Annotated in this window: 13 protein-coding genes; 8 read left to right on the top strand and 5 right to left on the bottom strand. The window is 33.8% G+C overall.

What is annotated here, in order from left to right:
- From CJF42_RS29100 to CJF42_RS15670, 6 genes are all read left to right on the top strand, one after another.
- The coding region (locus CJF42_RS29100) for a type I secretion C-terminal target domain-containing protein (RefSeq protein ID WP_141235572.1) at nt 1–3,583 on the top strand (3,583 nt) is incomplete at its 5' end.
- Nucleotides 3,584–3,680: 97 nt separating this feature from the next.
- Entirely contained in the window at nt 3,681–5,834 is a 2,154-nt protein-coding gene (locus CJF42_RS15690; protein WP_095367591.1) for a type I secretion system permease/ATPase, read from the top strand.
- Complete coding sequence (locus tag CJF42_RS15685; protein ID WP_095367590.1) at nt 5,834–7,222, top strand: HlyD family type I secretion periplasmic adaptor subunit; 1,389 nt, start codon at nt 5,834–5,836, stop codon at nt 7,220–7,222. The genes CJF42_RS15690 and CJF42_RS15685 overlap by 1 nt, the downstream gene beginning before the upstream one ends.
- Before the next feature lie 64 nt (nt 7,223–7,286).
- Nucleotides 7,287–8,606 carry a TolC family outer membrane protein gene (locus tag CJF42_RS15680; RefSeq protein ID WP_095367589.1) on the top strand — a complete coding sequence of 440 codons (1,320 nt, stop codon included), beginning with the start codon at nt 7,287–7,289 and terminating at the stop codon, nt 8,604–8,606.
- Nucleotides 8,606–9,226 (top strand): OmpA family protein, encoded by a 621-nt coding sequence (locus CJF42_RS15675; protein WP_095367588.1) that lies wholly within the window; start codon nt 8,606–8,608, stop codon nt 9,224–9,226. Before CJF42_RS15680 ends, CJF42_RS15675 begins: the two co-directional genes overlap by 1 nt.
- Nucleotides 9,227–9,229: 3 nt before the next feature.
- Nucleotides 9,230–9,898, top strand: a complete 669-nt coding sequence (locus CJF42_RS15670) for a transglutaminase-like cysteine peptidase (RefSeq protein ID WP_095367587.1) — start codon at nt 9,230–9,232, stop codon at nt 9,896–9,898.
- On the opposite strand, the gene CJF42_RS15665 is transcribed toward CJF42_RS15670, so the two are convergent.
- Nucleotides 9,890–11,842, bottom strand: coding sequence for a bifunctional diguanylate cyclase/phosphodiesterase (locus CJF42_RS15665; protein ID WP_095367586.1), 1,953 nt, complete (start codon nt 11,840–11,842; stop codon nt 9,890–9,892). The two genes, CJF42_RS15670 and CJF42_RS15665, sit on opposite strands and share 9 nt — an antisense overlap.
- 186 nt (nt 11,843–12,028) lie before the next feature.
- Entirely contained in the window at nt 12,029–13,453 is a 1,425-nt protein-coding gene (locus CJF42_RS15660; RefSeq protein ID WP_095367585.1) for a peptide MFS transporter, read from the bottom strand.
- Between the two features lie 305 nt (nt 13,454–13,758).
- On the opposite strand from CJF42_RS15660, the gene CJF42_RS15655 reads away from it, so the two are divergent.
- Nucleotides 13,759–15,546 (top strand): ABCB family ABC transporter ATP-binding protein/permease, encoded by a 1,788-nt coding sequence (locus tag CJF42_RS15655; RefSeq protein ID WP_095367584.1) that lies wholly within the window; start codon nt 13,759–13,761, stop codon nt 15,544–15,546.
- A 139-nt stretch (nt 15,547–15,685) separates the two neighbouring features.
- Nucleotides 15,686–17,242 carry a transcriptional regulator TyrR gene (gene tyrR / locus CJF42_RS15650; RefSeq protein ID WP_095367583.1) on the top strand — a complete coding sequence of 519 codons (1,557 nt, stop codon included), beginning with the start codon at nt 15,686–15,688 and terminating at the stop codon, nt 17,240–17,242.
- Nucleotides 17,243–17,310: 68 nt separating this feature from the next.
- On the opposite strand, the gene CJF42_RS15645 is transcribed toward tyrR, so the two are convergent.
- The 3 genes from CJF42_RS15645 to CJF42_RS29330 form a co-directional block, all read right to left on the bottom strand.
- A complete protein-coding gene (locus CJF42_RS15645) occupies nt 17,311–17,805 on the bottom strand; it encodes a hypothetical protein (protein WP_252097633.1) in 495 nt (164 codons plus the stop codon).
- Nucleotides 17,806–17,963: 158 nt separating this feature from the next.
- Nucleotides 17,964–18,149: a porin family protein gene (locus CJF42_RS15640; protein WP_095367582.1), complete on the bottom strand. Its 186-nt coding sequence runs from the start codon at nt 18,147–18,149 to the stop codon at nt 17,964–17,966.
- Nucleotides 18,150–18,166: 17 nt separating this feature from the next.
- A complete protein-coding gene (locus CJF42_RS29330; protein WP_353651684.1) occupies nt 18,167–18,412 on the bottom strand; it encodes a transposase in 246 nt (81 codons plus the stop codon).
- Nucleotides 18,413–18,483 lie beyond the last annotated feature (71 nt).

Genomic DNA, 18,483 nt, shown 5'->3' with positions numbered 1-18,483 from the left:
AACCACAGATAGCTCGACGTTAAGCTTAGCAATCACAGCCATAAATGATGAACCATTATCAACAAACGACACAATTAACTTAAAAGAAGACTTAAATAATACTAACCTAGGTTATGCATTACTATTAACAGATTTCGGTGATTATTTAGATCCTGAAAATACGGCATTATCATCTATTAGAATCGAATCTTTACCTACTAACGGTAAGTTTTTCTTAGATGGGGTCGAAGTTACAGCAGCTAATTTTGAAGTGTCAGCTGCAGATATTACGGCAGGTAAATTAATTTTTGTTCCAACACAGCATACTGATACAAATGGCAGTTTCACTTTTAGTGTTTCAGATGGTACAAACTGGAGTACAGATACTTACACGACAACTATCAATATAGAAGCAATAGCGGATAAGCCAGATTTAACTATTTCAATTAGTGATCCTGTACAAGTTGCTTCTTCTAGTACCGGCACGCCAATTGATTTCAATGACCTGGCTACTTCATTAGGGATTGCTATTGATGGCACAGTTACTGGTTCTGATATCAATGATCATCTTTTCAATGGTGTTAACAATACAAGCAATGATTATTTGATTGGTCTTGGAGGCGCAGATGCAATGCATGGTTATGCTGGCGATGATATCTTTGATGGTGGTGCTGGTAATGATTCAATGTATGGTGGAGCCGGAAATGATGTTGCTATATTTACTGGTAAATTTAGCGATTACATCATTGAATATAGATATCCTGATGACCACGGAAACGCAGCTTATTTGCTAATTATTGATAAGCGAGGAATTGATACCGACTCTACCAATTCTAATCATTTAGATGCTGGTGACCATTTATATAATATTGAAACGCTTATTTTCTCAGATACAAGTTTATCAGTAGATCTATCAAACGGAAATATGGAAACCAATAGTGCATTTAAATATGAACTCAATATTGATTCTAGCTTAATAGATAGAGATGGTAGCGAAACGCTTTCCATCACGTTATCTGGGATCCCTGATGGTGTTAGTGTCGCAGGGGCAACTAAAAATACGGATGGTACCTGGTCTCTTACAGTAAGTGGTAAAGATTTTAATGGTTCAATAACCTTAATAACTCAACAAGCGCAAAGTAACTTTGATGTAACTGTGACCGCTAAGTCTACTGAAAGCAGTAATAATTCAACTGCTATTTTCTCTCAAACCGTTGCTGTTATTATCCCATTAGTATCAGGAACACAAGCACCAACAATTTCCTCGGTAGAAGATGAAATTGTTTATGAACATGGCTTAGTTGATGGCGCTGAGAATAGTGGAACTGAGTTTACAAGTGGAAGCTTTATTATTCAGGGAGTTAGTAGCGATATATCTTCAATAGAAATTGAAGGACAGAGTGTTACTTTAACACAATTAGAGTCTTTATCTTCTACCGACATTACTATAACAACTGATAAAGGAATATTTACTTTAACAGATTATAACTCAGTAACTGGAGAGCTCAGTTACACTTATAAACTTTCGTCAGCACAAAATCACACTAATAATATTGATATCAAAGAAACAATAGATTTAGTTGTCGAAAATACTCAAGGACTCAAAAGCTCTACAAGTTTTGACATTACAATTGTTGATGATGCACCTAGTACTGTAGGAGATACGCAATTCATTGTATTTGAAGAGCAAATTACCAATGTCATCATAATATTAGATGCTTCAGGAAGTATGGCTTATGACATGAGTAATAGTGATAGTCGTACCCGTATGGAAGTTGCGATTCAAGCAATTAAACAACTACTAACAGCATATGATGATTTAGGTGCTGTAAATGTGCAATTAGTTAGCTTTAGTAGTACACATAATGGTGCCACAAACGCACATTCAAATGGTTGGATTAATTTAGCAGATGCAAAAGCCTGGTTAGATAACGTAGTAAATACGACTGCAATTGGCGGGACTGATTATGTACTTGGTCTAAATAGCGTTATTAATAACTTCTCTGCACCTCAAAATGGCGGTAAGACATATTCTTATTTCATATCTGACGGTGCACCTTGGAGCGCTACTAATAAATCTGAAGCGCTTGCTTTTGAAGATGACTGGGAAGCATTTATTAATGCAAATAACATTAGTGAATCTTATGCTATTGGCATGGGGAATGTACCTACAGAATATTTGAGCATTGCAGCGTATGCAAATGGTGTAGATACTGCTGTTACTTTAGTATATTCGGCTGATGATTTAAAAGAACATTTATTAAGTACAATTGTTGTTGAAACAATAGGCCATATATTTGATGGATTATTATCAAATGGCAGCATAATTGGTGCTGACGGTGGCAGTTTTACTTCCGTTACTATTGATGGGCAAACATACACGATTGCAAATGCAATAAATGGTATTCTAATAGTTAACACTCTATTGGGTGGTAAATTAACCATTGATTTTAATAATAATGAATATTCTTATGAAGCTACTGCATTATCAAATGATGGTGAAGATTACATAGAAACATTTACCGCTACGATGACAGATGGTGATGGTGATACCTCTTCAGCTCAATTTACAATTAACGTCGCATTTCCAGATCATACGCAAGGTACAAGTGCTACTGATGTATTATATGGCGGCACAGCAAATGACACCTTAAATGGTCTTGCGGGTAATGATGCTATAATGGGCGAAGCTGGTAATGATATTTTAGATGGTGGTGCAGGTAATGATATTTTAGTTGGTGGTTCAGGAAGTGATACATTCAAATTTGGTGCGGACTCAGCTGATAGAAGTACAGATACGATTTTAGATTTTACTTCTCAAGATATTATTGATTTAAGTGATATATTGGAAGGTGAGAGAGCAAATGCTAATAGCTTAAACAACTATTTAAACTTCTCTACAGTAGATGGAGATACTTGGATTTTTATTGATTCTAATAAAGATGGTACAGTTGACTTAACAATAAGACTTCAAGATGTGGATATGGGAGCAACGGGTACTAATGATACAGATATTATTCAAGCATTGTTAGATCAAGGCCAACTTGTTGTTGATAATACATCTTCTCGTTCTTCAAGAAGAAGAGATTATGAAGATGAAGCAAGAGATAGTAGACACCATAATAATTCTGAAAATTCATACTATAATAATGCTGATTCTAGATTCTCAAGTTCAGAGTTAAATACAGTTCAGATTAATGAAGAATCACAGAGTTTATTATTCAGTTTTGATAACGATGAGTCTATCGCGAGAGTTCAAAACGAAGACTTAAGTGATACTATTCAATATCAATCTGATGATGAATTGATGATAAACCCAAATAGTGAAATAAAAACACAGTATTTTGATTTAAACCCAAAAGAATCTTCATTTGAAAATGAGTTAAATATGTATGACTTAGTAAATGAATTCAGTGAAGAATCGCAATCATTAGATACTTATTTAAACCTATTTATTGATGACTTAAATACTGAAACTGAATTATCAGAATCTAAAATAGATATTGGCTCAGCTAAAAAATCAGAAGTAATAGAGACCTCAGAGTATAATGATTTTGAGTTAATACAGAAATTGGTTGATGATAATAAATTGTCACATGATTAAATTATTATCTTATTAGTGATAAGTTTATAAATCTTATTAGTTTGTAGTAATGTATCGCTCTTTAAGGATAAAGAGTGCTACCTAGAAGAAAAATTATATGATCAATGAAAAAGACAGTTTAGAGCAATCATTAGAGCTAAATAACCAAGAGCAAGATCCTTTATTAGGTTGTTTAGTATTTTTAAGCAAGTTTTATGGTAAACCATTTTCAGCGGAAGCTATGAGCTCAGGGTTACCATTAGAAGATGGTAAATTATCACCTAAATTAATGCCTAGAGCTGCTTTACGTGCGGGCATGGAAACTAAGCTTAAGAAAAAAGAGTTAAAAAAATTACCGTCTTTAATGCTTCCTTGCATACTTATGCTAAAGGATGGTAGAGCTTGTGTATTGTTATCTTATAAAGAAAATAAGTTAGAAATTGTATGGCCCGAATTACCATCTAGTCATGATCTTATAGAGCGAGAGCAAATAGAGGGTGAATATTCAGGTTATTGTTTTTATATTCGTAAACGCTATCGTTTTGATGAAAGGTCAAAGCAAACGCTAAAAACAAATCATGGACATTGGTTTTGGAGTACACTAAAACTTTCAACGCCGATTTATAAAGATGTATTATTAGCTGCATTTTTTGTTAATTTATTTGCTGTTAGTTCCCCTCTATTTGTAATGAACGTTTATGATCGCGTTGTGCCAAATCAAGCGCTTGATACCCTCTGGGTACTCGCTTTCGGTATGCTAATAATCTTAATTTTTGATTTTATTTTAAAAGAAATTAAAGCTCATTTACTTGAGACCGCGGCAAAGAAATCAGATCTACTTTTATCTTCAAAGTTATTTGAGAAAACACTTAGTTTAGATATGAGTAATAGACCTCCATCAGTAGGTGCGTTTGCTAAACAAATTCAAGAGTTTGAATCAATAAGAGATTTTATTACTTCAGCGACAGTATCTGCACTTTTAGATGTACCATTTTCTTTAATTTTCTTAATTATTATAGCAATTGTTGCAGGGCCAATTGTTTGGGTCCCATTGACAGGCATCACCATCATGCTCGTCTTTTCTTTATGGATAAAAAAGAAAATCAAGTATGAAGTTGATCAGGGCAGTCGATTTTCAGTGCAAAAAAATGCCCATTTAATTGAGTCTTTACAAGGTATTGAAACCATAAAACTAACAGGTTCAGAAAGCCAATTTCAGTCAAAGTGGGAGCAACTCGTAGGGCACATAGCTAACTGGAATATAAAAGTAAAAAAATATGCGACTTCAGTTGGTAGTGTAAATAGTTTAGTGGCTCAGATAGCGAATGTATTTGTTGTTATTTTTGGCGTATATCAAATTAAAGAGGGCAATATTAGTATGGGAGCAATGATAGCTTCAGTAATGCTAACGGGCCGTTCTATGTCACCTTTTTCTCAAGTTGCGTTACTGATCACAAGATATAATCAGGCACATTCAGCATTGAATACACTAGATGAAATAATGAAACTTCCCGGTGAAAATATGGATAGATATTTACACCGTGGGCATTTTGATGGTGAAATAAAATTTGAAAAAGTCAGCTTTTCTTATCCGGGAGCACAAATTAAGGCACTAAATGATGTGAGCTTTAATATTAAGAGTGGTGAAAGAGTTGCGATTATCGGACGGATCGGTGCGGGTAAAACATCGATAGAAAAGCTATTAGTTAACTTTTATCAACCTGTAGAAGGTGCGATTAGAATTGATGGTATAGATATAAAGCAAATTAGCCCTGCAGATTTACGACAGAAAATAGGGTGTTTAGCACAAGATAGCACATTATTCTTTGGCTCTATTCGCGATAATATTACTTTAGGTGTACCGCATGTTGATGATTCTCTAATTATGAGAGCTGCGGAGCTTACAGGGGTAACTCGATTTACAGATATCGATCCTGAAGGCTTAGATAGACAAGTAGGAGAGCGAGGTAGTTATTTATCAGGTGGTCAACGCCAAGCTGTTGCATTAGCTAGAGCACTTTTATTTAATCCACCTATGTTGGTGCTTGATGAGCCAACAAGCAGTATGGATAACTTTTCAGAATCTGAGATAAAAAAGAATATAAATAGCATTATTCAGGATAAAACTTTTATTTTGATCACGCATAAAGCAAATATGTTAGATCTAGTTGATCGTATTTTAGTGATGGAACGAGGCCGGTTAGTTGCCGATGGTCCTAGAGATAAAGTGTTAGAAGCCTTAAAGTCAGGTAAAATTAAGGCGGCATTATAATGAAAGACAATTACCTAAAAGAAATAGATACAAGTTTTATTGACGATATTAATGCTGCCATTTTACTCACATCACCCAATAGGTCCCGTAACTTGTTATATGTTATTGCTGGTTTTTGTTTCAGTGTTTTAATTTGGGCATATTTTGCCGCACTTGATGAAGTAACTGTTGGTTCAGGTAAAGTCATACCTTCTTCTCAAATTCAAGTTGTGCAAAATCTCGAAGGGGGAATTTTATCTAAAATATTTATCAAAGAAGGGCAAGAAGTAATTAAAGGTGAAGAACTACTAAGAATTGATGATACACGATTTTTAGCTGACTTTCGTGAAAAAGAACAGGAGGTTATGCAGTTGCAACGCCGCTCTGTTCGTTTGAAAGCAGAGCTTGCAAGTGTGAAATGGTCAAAAAATATTAGTGCCAGGTTATGGAAACAGCAAATTAAAATTATTCCACAATCATTTAATATTTCACTAGAAGAGCAAACAAAATTTTCAGATATTTATCGAACTGAAGTAGCCAGCTTTAATGCAAATATAAGTAATTTTAAAAAGCAATTAAATGTAATGGCCAACCAAATACAACAAAAAGAGCAAGAAGTTGAATCATTAAAATCTCGTATAAGACATGTTCAAACTAGCTATCAACTTGGTATAGAAGAGCTTAATCTAACAGAACCTCTTGCTGAAAAAGGAGTTATTTCCCCTGTTGAGTTTCTTAAATTAAAACGTCAGATCAATGAATTAAAACAACAAAAGGAAGAAGCAGAACTAGCTTTACCTAGAAGTAGAACCGCTTTAACTGAAAGTATCAGTAAACGACAAACTTTAGTGAGTGAATTTCAAAAAGAAACTCAAGAGTTATTAACTAAAGTCGAAGCGCAATTGGCACAATTAAAAGAAAAACAAGTAAATTTAAAAGATAAAGTGAATAGAACATCGATTCGTTCCCCTGTTTCAGGCACAATTAAAACATTAAATGTTAACACTGAAGGCGGTGTTATTCAGCCTGGAATGGATTTGATAGAAATTGTTCCTATAGAAGATCAATTATTAATAGAAGCAAAAGTATCCCCAAAAGATATTGCCTTTTTAAGACCAGGTCTTAAGGCTATAGTGCGATTTACAGCATATGATTTTGCCATATATGGTGGAATTGAGGGTAAGTTAGAAAATATAAGTGCCGATTCATTTGAAGATGAAAAAGGCGTTAGTTATTATTTGATCACAGTGAGAACAGATGATAATTTTTTAGGTGATAAGTCGAAAAGATTACCAATAATACCGGGAATGACAGCTTCAGTTGATGTTATGACTGGGAAAAAAACGGTACTAGAATACATATTAAAGCCTATTTTACGTGCCCAACAAAGTGCATTAACAGAAAGATAAAAATAAAAGATGTTTGTTTTTTAAACTTCTTAGTACCATACTTTATATTGAAAAAGGATTGATCATGTTCCATAAAACAAAAATAACATCAGCGATATTTTTAATGAGCGGTCTGCTGAGTACTAACATATTAGCACAATCTCTAGAAGAGTCTGTTGAAAAAACATTATCTAGTGAACCTAAAATAGCGGAAGCTTTTCATTTATACAAAGCTTACCAGCAAGATATAGATATTGCTAAAAGTGGTTATTTACCTCAAGTAAATTTACAAGCTGGCTATGGTTATGAAAGCTCTGATAACCCATCGACACGTTTGGCCAATGATGCACCAAGAGAACTCACTAGAGGAGAACTATCAGTATCACTAAAACAAAAGATATTTGATGGTTTTGCTGTGATGGATAATGTTAAAAGAACAAAATTTGAAGCGACAGCATCGCAATATGCTTTGTATGGTTTAGCAGAAGATCAAGCACTAAAAGTAGCTTCTGTATATTTGGGGGTTTTAGAGGCGAATAAAATTCTAAGTCTCTCAAAAAAGAATTTGAAAGCTCATGAAAAAGTATATGATCAAATTAATGACCGTGTGACACAAGGATTAGGGTCAAAAGCTGATTTATCGCAAATTGAAGGTAGATTAGCGCGTGCTCAAGTTAATGTTATTTCGTCAGAACATAATTTACTTGACGCAAAGAGTAAGTTTGTAGACATTGTAGATCAAAAACCTGAGGATTTAAAATGGCCCGTTTCTGATGCTGATATGTTTCCTAAGTCATTAAATCATGCACTAGAAATAGCAAGAGAAGGACATCCAGTGCTACTCTCTGCTTTTAATGATATTCAAGCTGCTTCGGCAAGATTAGAAATTGGCAATAGTAATTTCTATCCAAAATTGAGCTTTGAAGTAGGAGCTGCACATAATAATGATATGGATGGTACTAGAGGCTATAATGAAGACTTAACAGCTATGTTAAGAATGAAATATAACTTATATGCCGGTGGTGCCGATAGCGCTGGAAAACTAAAGGCGGCTTATCAAGAAGCTCAAAGTAAAGATATTTATGCTCAAACGTTAAGGCAAGTTTTACAAAGCACAAAACTATCTTGGCGAGCACAGGTTTACTTGAATAAACAAATTCCATTTTTACAAAACCATGTAGATTCTGCAAAACAGGCTCAAAGTATTTATGAAGAGCAGTTTTTTCTTGGTAAACGTAGTTTATTAGACTTACTAGATACAAGTAATGAATTATTTGAAGCAAGAAAAACTTATACATCAGTAGAGCATTCGCAACTTTTAGCACAATATCGTGTTTTAGCTTCAACTGGTAAATTGCTTGCATCATTACGTGTAGAGAAACCTAAAAAGTGGAGCCAACAATAATGTATAAAAAAGTAATATTTGGTAGTCTAATTATTTTAATAACAGCATGCTCTTCTCAGCCTGATTTAACTTATAGTTCTGCACCAAGTGTTTCTTTGGCTGATGATGATGCTGATGGTGTGATCAATGACCGTGATTTATGTGCATATACATTCGAAGGTGCACAAGTGACTAATGATGGCTGCCCAACAGTCACTGATACTTTGTTAACAATGGATTTGAATATACTGTTTGATAATGACTCTATAACTGTAAAGCCACAGTATGACAGAGAATTAGTTAAACTTGCAGATATGATAAATCGAACCGATGAAATAAAGCTAGAACTCGAAGGCCATGCCAGCTCAGTTGGTAGTGAAGCATATAATTTACAGCTCTCTCTTAAGCGCGCTAAAGAAGTAAAGCGCCTTTTAGTTAATAATCATGGTGTTGATGCACGTAAGTTAGCTGCCGTCCCTTTTGGAGAGAGTCAATTAGCAACTCAAGGAGCATCAGAATTACACCATAGTAAAAACAGAAGGGTGGTACTTTATATACAAATTAAAAATCAAAAAGATCTTTTAAGATGGCATATTTTCACAACAGAAAATAAAAAAAATGAAAGGGTTAAAGGTTATTAACACATGATAAAACGCTTTATTGTAATTTCACTCAGTGTGGTTTTACCACTTTGGGCTGATGGAAATAAAGCTTTTGATTGGGATAAACTGGAAATTCAATTGAAAAATAAATACGGCCCCAGATCGGGCCTAAGGTTACGTGCTTGGGAGAAAATATTAACTGAGCCTACTTTAACCACAGACTTAAATAAGTTAAAAAGGGTTAACCGCTTTTTTAATTTGTTAAACTTTGTTGATGATATTCTTTTATGGGGAAAAAAAGATTACTGGGCCACACCTCTTGAGTTTATAGGTGTCAATGGAGGCGATTGTGAGGACTTTAGCATTGCCAAATACTTTAGTTTATTAGAATTAGGTATACCAGAAAATAAATTACGGATAACTTATGTTAAAGCACTTAGCTTGAAACAATTTCATATGGTTCTAGCTTATTACGAAACCCCTTCATCAATTCCACTTATATTAGACAATATCAACCCTAAGATATTACCTTCTACTCAAAGACGAGATTTACTCCCCATATATAGCTTCAATGGTGAAAACCTCTGGTTAAGCAAAGCTAAAGGACAAGGTAAACTCGCGGGAAAATCTAGTCGGTTACAAAGTTGGAATAAATTAAGAAACCGGTTTAGTGCCGCATCCTTGCGAACACCTTTATATTCTTTAGATTAACTCTGTTGGTTTTTGAATATATTGCCCCTGACAGGCATCACACTCAAGCTCTTTAATTAGGTTAAGAACTTCATCACTTTCAATATGGCAAGCGATTACCTTTATTCCCAGGCTATGACAAATTTGATTTACAGCCTGAATGTAGTAATTATTTTCTGTATGATTTAAAAGATCTTTAATATAGCTACCGTCTAGTTTGATAAAGTCGAGATCTAAGCCTCTTAAGTATTTAAAAGAAGTAAAACTCGTACCAAATCTTTCAATGCAGATATTAATACCTAAGGTTTTAAATAAATTGATATTTTTTGTTGCTAGTTCTATATCTTTGAGTAAAGCAGTTTCGTTTATTTCAAAAATCAGTCTGTCACGACAATGTTCATTCTCATTTAAGAAATTTTTTAACCAAAGGTTAAATGATGTACTAAATAGGGACTGCTGACTTAAGTTGATCGCAAGTTTATTATCTAAATCATTAGATACAAAATTAATTGCGTTTGTAATGAGCTTGATGTCTAATTCTTGAGTTAATTTTAAACGTTCAGCCATTGAAAACAACTGATTATTAGGAATGATTTTGTCTTCAAAATAAAATTTTGCGAGTAATTCATCATATAAAGTATTTATATTATTGATATCTTTTACTGGCTGATATAAAAACTGAATATGGCCGGTATTCATTATATTTTTAATTAAATTTTTCCAATCCTGTAACCCGAGAGATAAGCCTGAATTTTCAGTGAAAATAGCTTTCTTGATTTTTAATTGTGTTGAATCTTGCGTAATTAGGTTATCTAAATCAATTAATAATTTTTTCATCGAATCAGTATTTTGATATGGTGTTGCAACTAGCTTTGCAAAATTATCAGAGGAATGACTCCTTTCTAATGATAAAAATTGATTGTTTAATGTCTTTATTTCATTTTGGCAAAGTGAAGTGCATTGGGCGATAGTTATTATAAAACTGCCGCCATTAATTCTGTAAATCTTAGTATTTTCAATTTCTATAAAAGCATTTTTTAATTCATTTACTACAGATAGTACGTATTTGTCACCGGCTTGATAACCACTTTCATTATTTACTTTTTGTAATGACGGCAATTCGATCAATGCAATTGTTGCTGATTCGTCATCTGATATGTCTGATAGGCTTGCATTAAATTGACTTTCAAAAGCGCGACGATTTCCAAGACCAGTTAATTTATCTAAATAAGCTTCTTTAGTGATTCTTTCTGCTTGGCGAGTCATTGAATCAAAGTTTTTTTGTACATTAGAAACCATAGAGTTTAATGCTTCTATTACAACTTTAAGTTCTCTGGTGAATGGTTTTTCTGGGTTTAAAATAAACTGTTTTTTTGACACACATATCGCTTGATGCTCAACCATGGCTAATGGTTTTAATACAGCACTTAGAATGAAGTATGCGATAGCTAAGCTAAATAATAGAATAAAAGAAAAAGCGATAAAAGCTTTACTAGCATATTGCCATAATTGAAAGTAGGAGACTCCGGCATGACTTGTAACAGATAAATTTCCAACTATTTGCCATCCATTACTTATTTCACTTGAACGTACAGGAGGAAATAATGCAAACATATCTATAAACCAAGTGGGAACAGTTTCAACCTGATTAGGGTTGTGACGGCTTATTAATGCATCACCCTCAATAGTTGTGAATTCCATAGCTGCATAATAACCAGAGTCGAAAATCGCAGATACCATAGTTTCTGCGATTATTATATTTTCTTCATCTAAATAAGGAGAAATAGATAAACCTAAACTGGTCGCAGTGTCTTGCGCATGGCTCCCCATTTGTTCGTTTAAATAATCTTTAGTATGTTCAACACTTATTAATAAACTGCAAATAAAAGAGATGATACCTAAAAAAATGACTAAACCGTAAATTTGCGTTTTTAAACTGGTACCTCGCTTGGATTTATCTGGCATGATCACTTCCTATTACATTCTCATTAGGTAGCAATTGTATGTCAACTTAACATGCAACAAAAGGTAATTATACTGAGATGTTATTAATATGTCAGATATAGCAATGAATCATATAGAGAGTTATGGAGTTATAAAAAACCCAAAGGCAAGCTTTAGGTTTTTTATAATTATTTGTATTGGTTAGTTTTAACGCGCAGCAGTTATTTCTAATTCTGCTTCTAAATTTTCTTCTTCAGTGTGCTCAGTATTACCTTCTGCACCGTGCATCCAATCAACTAATTTACCGCTGATAAGGTATAAAATAATACCAGATACAGTTGCTGTAATTGCAATACCAGCAAAGATAGCCATTGCATTATCAACAGAGTCAGCACCTTCACCGATGAAACTACCTACAAATGCAGCCACTTTATTAGCCATTGCAGTAAATAAGAACCAGATACCCATAAGCATTGAAGCTAAACGCATAGGTGCAAGTTTAGAAACCATAGATAAACCAATAGGAGATAAACATAATTCACCTAAAGTATGGAAAAGGTATGCAAAAATTAACCATGACATAGATGTTTTAACTGTTACGTCACCACCTTGCTGCATTGTTGCACCAATCATGAATAAAAAACCAATTGCTAGGAAAAACATACCAAAAGCAAACTTAACAGGTGAAGTCGGCTCATTAGGCCCCATTTTAACCCAGATAGTTGCAATGATAGGGGCAAAAAGAACGATGAAAATTGCATTTACAGACTGAAACCAACTTGCAGGAACTTCAAAAGCACCTATCATTCTGTCAGTATAGTCATTTGCGAAAATATTCATTAATCCACCAGCTTGTTCAAAACCAGCCCAGAAAATAATAGTAAACGCACTCATAATAAAGATTACTTTAATGCGGTCTCTTTCTTCAGAAGTTAAAGGTTCTTTTTTATCTGATTTACTGTTTTCTTGTGATACAACAGCAGCAGGAACAACACCAATATTACCTAAGTATTTATTACCTAGTATATGAATCATGATAACAGAAATGATCATACCAACACCAGCGGCAATAAAACCATATTGCCAAGCTATTTTCTCAGCGATAGTACCAACAACAATAGGTGCGATAGCTGCACCTAAGTTAATGCCCATATAGAAAATAGTGAAAGCACCATCACGACGGTGATCACCATCATCATATAAGTCGCCAACCATAGTTGATATATTTGGTTTAAATAAACCATTACCACAGATCAATAGTGCAAGACCTGCATAAAACATCTCACGTTCGAAACCAGCAACAAATTCGTGTGGTGTACCCAGTGTAAATTGGCCTAAGGCCATTAAAATACCACCAATAATAATAGATTTACGTTGTCCTAAAATGTTATCGGCTAACCATCCGCCTACTAAAGGTGTTAAGTAAACCAACATTGTGAAAGTACCATATAGGCTTAATGCATCGACACGAGTAAACCCTAATCCACCTCTTTCTACTAAATCTACTAAATACAGTACTAATATTGCACGCATACCGTAATAGCTGAATCGTTCCCACATTTCTGTGCCGAACAATAGAAAGAGTCCTTTAGGGTGCCCTAAAAAATCTCCAGTCTTTGGAATCGAACTCATTGTTAATTTCCTAAATCAATTTATCGTTTTGGCCTGTATATTATAATTGCTTTCGTTTAATTAAAGGAAAATCACCTATCATTAAGCGGGTGGCCATGTGTGTTTTTTTATCGGTAATTATCAGATAATCTATTTTGTACACGCATCTATCACAATCAAAAAGCGATAAAGAAGTATAAAAAGAGGCTATGTGAATTAAATTACTTCAAGGCAGTATACATATACCTCAGTATTAGTAAAAGCTTTAGCTGCTCTGAGTAGTTAACCATTTTCACAGGAAGTATAAAAAATAGGCAGAAATAAATATGAAACATGGTTTTACCACACCAGATCCTGCGAGTACTTTTAATTTAGCTATTTTCAAACGTGTTATTCCTTATCTAACAGAATATAAAAATCGCATTATTTTGGCATTTATATGCTTGGCATTAGCAAAAGTGGCTAGCGTGTACTTACCTTTTATATTAAAAAACACAGTAGATTTACTTGATGAACAGCAAAATTTATTATCACCAGAATTGTCATTGCCCTTAATGTTAGTTGCAGCCTATGGCACTGTAAGGTTAACTAATGTACTTTTTTCAGAGTTAAGAGATGTGCTTTTTGGTCGTGTTACAGAGCATGCAATGAGACGAATTAGCCTTGAGGTTTATACGCATATTCATCAACTTGATTTAGATTTTCACCTTAATAGAAAAACAGGCGGATTGGCCAGAGATATAGAAAGAGGTGTATCAGGCATCAGTTTTGTAATGCGCTTTTTTGTTTTTAATATTGGCCCCACGATAATTGAGTTAAGTTTTGTAATTGGCATATTAAGCATCAATTATGGAATTGAATATGCCTTAATTATAATCACAGCCGTTATTTTATATGTTTTATTTTCAGTTAAAGCAACAAATTGGCGCATTAAATATATTAAGCAAGCCAATTTGGCTGATAATCAATCTAATTCTCGTGCTGTTGATAGTTTATTAAACTTTGAAACAGTTAAATACTTTAATAATGAGAAACATGAACAGGATGAATATGATAAAGATTTAGCAAATTGGCAGTTAGCAAGACGTAAAAATAGACTTTCTTTGTTTGTACTTAATGGTGGGCAAGCCTTGATTATCGCATTAGCTATGACTGCTACTTTAGCATTAGCCTCTATTGATGTAAGTCAAAAGCATATGACTCTGGGAGATTTTGTATTAGTAAATGCTTTTATGATGCAAATCTTCATACCATTAAATTTTTTAGGATTTGTATATCGAGAGATAAAAGGTTCCCTAACAAATATAGAAAATATGTTTGAGTTACTCTCTGTAAAATCAAATATTATTGAAAGAGATAATGCACCGGATTTAACACTTGAAAGTGCTGATATTCAATTTGAGAATGTGAGTTTTGCTTATAAAAATAAGCCGCAAACTATCAAGGCGTTAAATTTTAAAATTGAAGCAGGTAAAAAAATAGCGATTGTAGGCCCAAGTGGCGCAGGAAAATCCACAATTACAAAATTGTTATACCGATTTTATGATGCTAGCGAGGGGAGAATAACTTTAAGTGGGAAAAATATTAAAAATTACTCTTTAGAATCAACAAGGAAACAGATTGCAATTGTGCCGCAAGATACAGTGCTATTTAATCAGAGTATCTTAGAAAATGTCCGCTACGGTAGGTTAGATGCGACAGATGTTGAAGTTGAAGCAGTTATAAATGATGCACAGTTGAGTCACTTTATCAGTTCTTTACCTGACAAATTAAACACACAAGTAGGAGAGCGAGGTCTAAAACTTTCAGGAGGTGAAAAACAAAGAGTTGCCATAGCGAGAAGTTTACTGAAAAAGACACCAATCTTAATTTTTGATGAAGCGACATCTTCACTAGATAGTCATAATGAAGCTGCAATTATGGAAACGTTAAAAAGTATTACGACTGGACATACAAGTTTAGTAATCGCGCATAGATTATCAACAATAGTTGATGCAGATGAAATTTTGTATTTGGAAAAAGGGCAAATTAAAGAGCAAGGCACACATAAAGCGCTTTTAGAGAAAAACGGATTTTATGCAGCTTTATGGCAAGTTCAATCTCACAGTGAGTGAAACTCAGTATTAAGAGCCAAATTACTCGATTAAATAAATTAAAAATCATATAAACGTGCAAAATTCTTTACAAAATTAGTTTTTTATATGAAAATTGCAGTATGATTCTATATCTGTAATTTATAAGCTCTGAGGTTTTATGCGTCTAGAAATTCATTGTGCTGATCGCATGGGGATCGCACAAGAAGTATTGAATATTTTAGTTAATTATCAAGTCGACTTAAAAGGTATCGAAGTTGATGCCATAAACAGTAAAATGTTTATTTCAATGCCACCAATTGAATTTGAAAGTTTTCAAAAGTTGATGCCTGAAATTAGACTTATTGATGGAGTCGAAGATGTTAAAACAACTGCTTTTATGCCATCAGAACGAGAACATAATGAACTTAAAACCTTATTAAGTGTATTGCCTGATGGCATTATTTCGATAAATGCCAAAGGCAGTGTGCGTTTATGTAATGATGCTGCTGCTCGAGATTTAAATATTGATAAATTTGAAGTCATAGATCTGAATATTAATAATTTACTAAAAGGATTTAATTTTAATCGTTGGTTAGAAAGCGATGAGGTATTGGGTCAAACAGTCAGAGTTGAAGTTTCAGGTGAAGATTTTATTGCAGATATATTACCTATATCAGTACCTGATGCTGCAAGTGAAGATATTCTTGCTGGAGCTGTGATTAATATTAAATCTCAGAGTCGATTAGGTCAGCAAGTTAGTGTATTTAGACGTTATGGCCAAGAAAGCTTTTCTTCTATACAAAGCCAAAGTACAGCGATGCGTAGAGTTGTTAGAGAAGCCAAAAGAATTTCTCATCTTGAAGCGCCAATTTTGATACTAGGAGAGACGGGGACTGGCAAAGAGCTACTAGCCAGAGCATGTCATTTCTCGTCAAATCGCTCAATGAAACCATTTTTGGCTTTATCTTGCGCATCTTTACCTGACAATGTTGCAGAGTCTGAATTATTTGGTTATAGCCAACATTCTAATGAGCCGATCACTAAACGTGGCATTTTAGAGCAAGCAGATGGCGGAACAGTATTTTTAGATGAAGTAGGAGAAATGTCAACTCAGTTACAAACTAAACTATTACGATTTTTACAAGATGGAACATTTCGTCGGGTTGGTGATGAAAATGAAGTAAAAGTAAACGTTCGTATCATCGCCACAACACAAAAAGATTTACCTGGCATGGTGCAAGAAGGCACTTTCCGTGAAGATCTCTATTATCGCATTAATGTACTTACTTTAGATATTGCACCGTTAAGAGATCGAAAAGCTGATATTGCACCGCTTTCCAATCATTTTATTCAAAAGTATGCACATCAAATGGGCGTTAAAGTTCCAGAGTTAACACAAGAGTGCTTAGCATTTTTAGAACAATATCCTTGGCCTGGTAATGTAAGACAGTTAGAAAACGCGTTATACAGAGCTGTTTCTTTATTAGATGATGAAAAGCTTGGTATCGAACACTTACAGTTACCAAGTTTTACAAATGACTTAGGTTATTTAGAGTCCGATTTTGAAGGGAGCCTAGATCAAGCTGTAAAACGGTTTGAATCAACTTTACTACGTAAATTGTATCCAGCTTACCCAAGCTCTAGACAACTTGCTAAACGTTTGGGGTTAAGCCATACCGCGGTTGCAAATAAATTAAGAGAATACGGTATCAACCGTAAAACAATAAAAGTATAGCTTTGCATATTAATTAAATTGAGAGACGATATTAATAAAAACTAATAAAGCAAGATACTTGTTAGTTTTTATTGCTTAGTACCAAAATCTTTTACTACTCCATCAATAGCAATCCCTTTAATTCCCTCTTCATTAAATTTGATAGTTAGACTAGCAGCACGGCTGGTAAAAAAGTACTGATTACCATCAAGTATCAAAACATAATTACCGAGAACCTTGTTTTCGAATTTTTCTTTTTTTAATTGAACGTGATACTTGCCAATTTTCCATTCAAATTGTTCAAAATAGCCTTTTGCAAATTCTTGTACCCAAACAGTTTTTTCATTTTTACTAATTGCTAAGACGATTGAATAGGAGTCAGGAACTTGTTCCATAGAATAAGTTTTCTCGCCTATGGTGAATACTTGTGCTGTATTATTCCATGCAAAACCAAAGTTAAATGGTTTAGATATGCCAGTAGGGTAAATAAGTGTGCCATTTCCCTTGAAATCAAAATTAGCGAGTGTGGGTAAGGCAATAATGAAGATGGATATAAGAAAGAGATTTTTTTTAATATTTAACATTGTTATACCTCAGTTTATAATTTGAATAACTAATTGATAAGTATAAACGATATTGAAATTGTTGCTAGCGAGTGACTTACTTCAGGGAGAATGAGTTAATATAAAAAACCAATTGTTAAGTATAATTTGCTTATTAAAAATAAAATTATTTTAATAACTTAGGATTTATATTTCATACCTAATATAAATACCACAGGATCAATATTTACAGTTGAAGTCAGTGCTTTTTTAGCATAAACAAAAACTTCAGCATCACTCGTTATATCCATATATGAAGCCATTTCATATACTCTCGGTTGTTCATTTAGTATATAGTTAAAACTGAAGGAACCCCACGAATTCATCCTAAATTCCTCATACTTTACAGCCAGCTCTGAGAGTTGGTTGAATGAGCTTGCTCTAGACTGATACCTAGTTTCGTGTTTTTGGTATCTCTAAAGCTTTCTTCTATTTGCATGCGTAGCCGATAAATTTTGACTATTTTTTTCGCGGTGACTTTAAGCCTTTTAGATAGTTTTAAAATGAGTAACCATAGCTCTTTCGCTTTCTGCTGTTGATACTTACTTCTTGTACATTGCGATTTACCACCACACTTTTTCTTTTTTATCCGCCCTTGAACTGAGTTGATTTACTATAAAAAAACATAATCTAATTTTCTGGCTCTATTTGTCGCTTTTT

The sequence above is a fragment of the Pseudoalteromonas sp. NBT06-2 genome (assembly GCF_002276045.1).
In the GTDB taxonomy this organism is placed as follows: domain Bacteria; phylum Pseudomonadota; class Gammaproteobacteria; order Enterobacterales; family Alteromonadaceae; genus Pseudoalteromonas.
The sequence above is the reverse complement of the archived record's forward strand: the minus strand, read 5'-3'. Positions and strand labels throughout refer to the sequence as shown.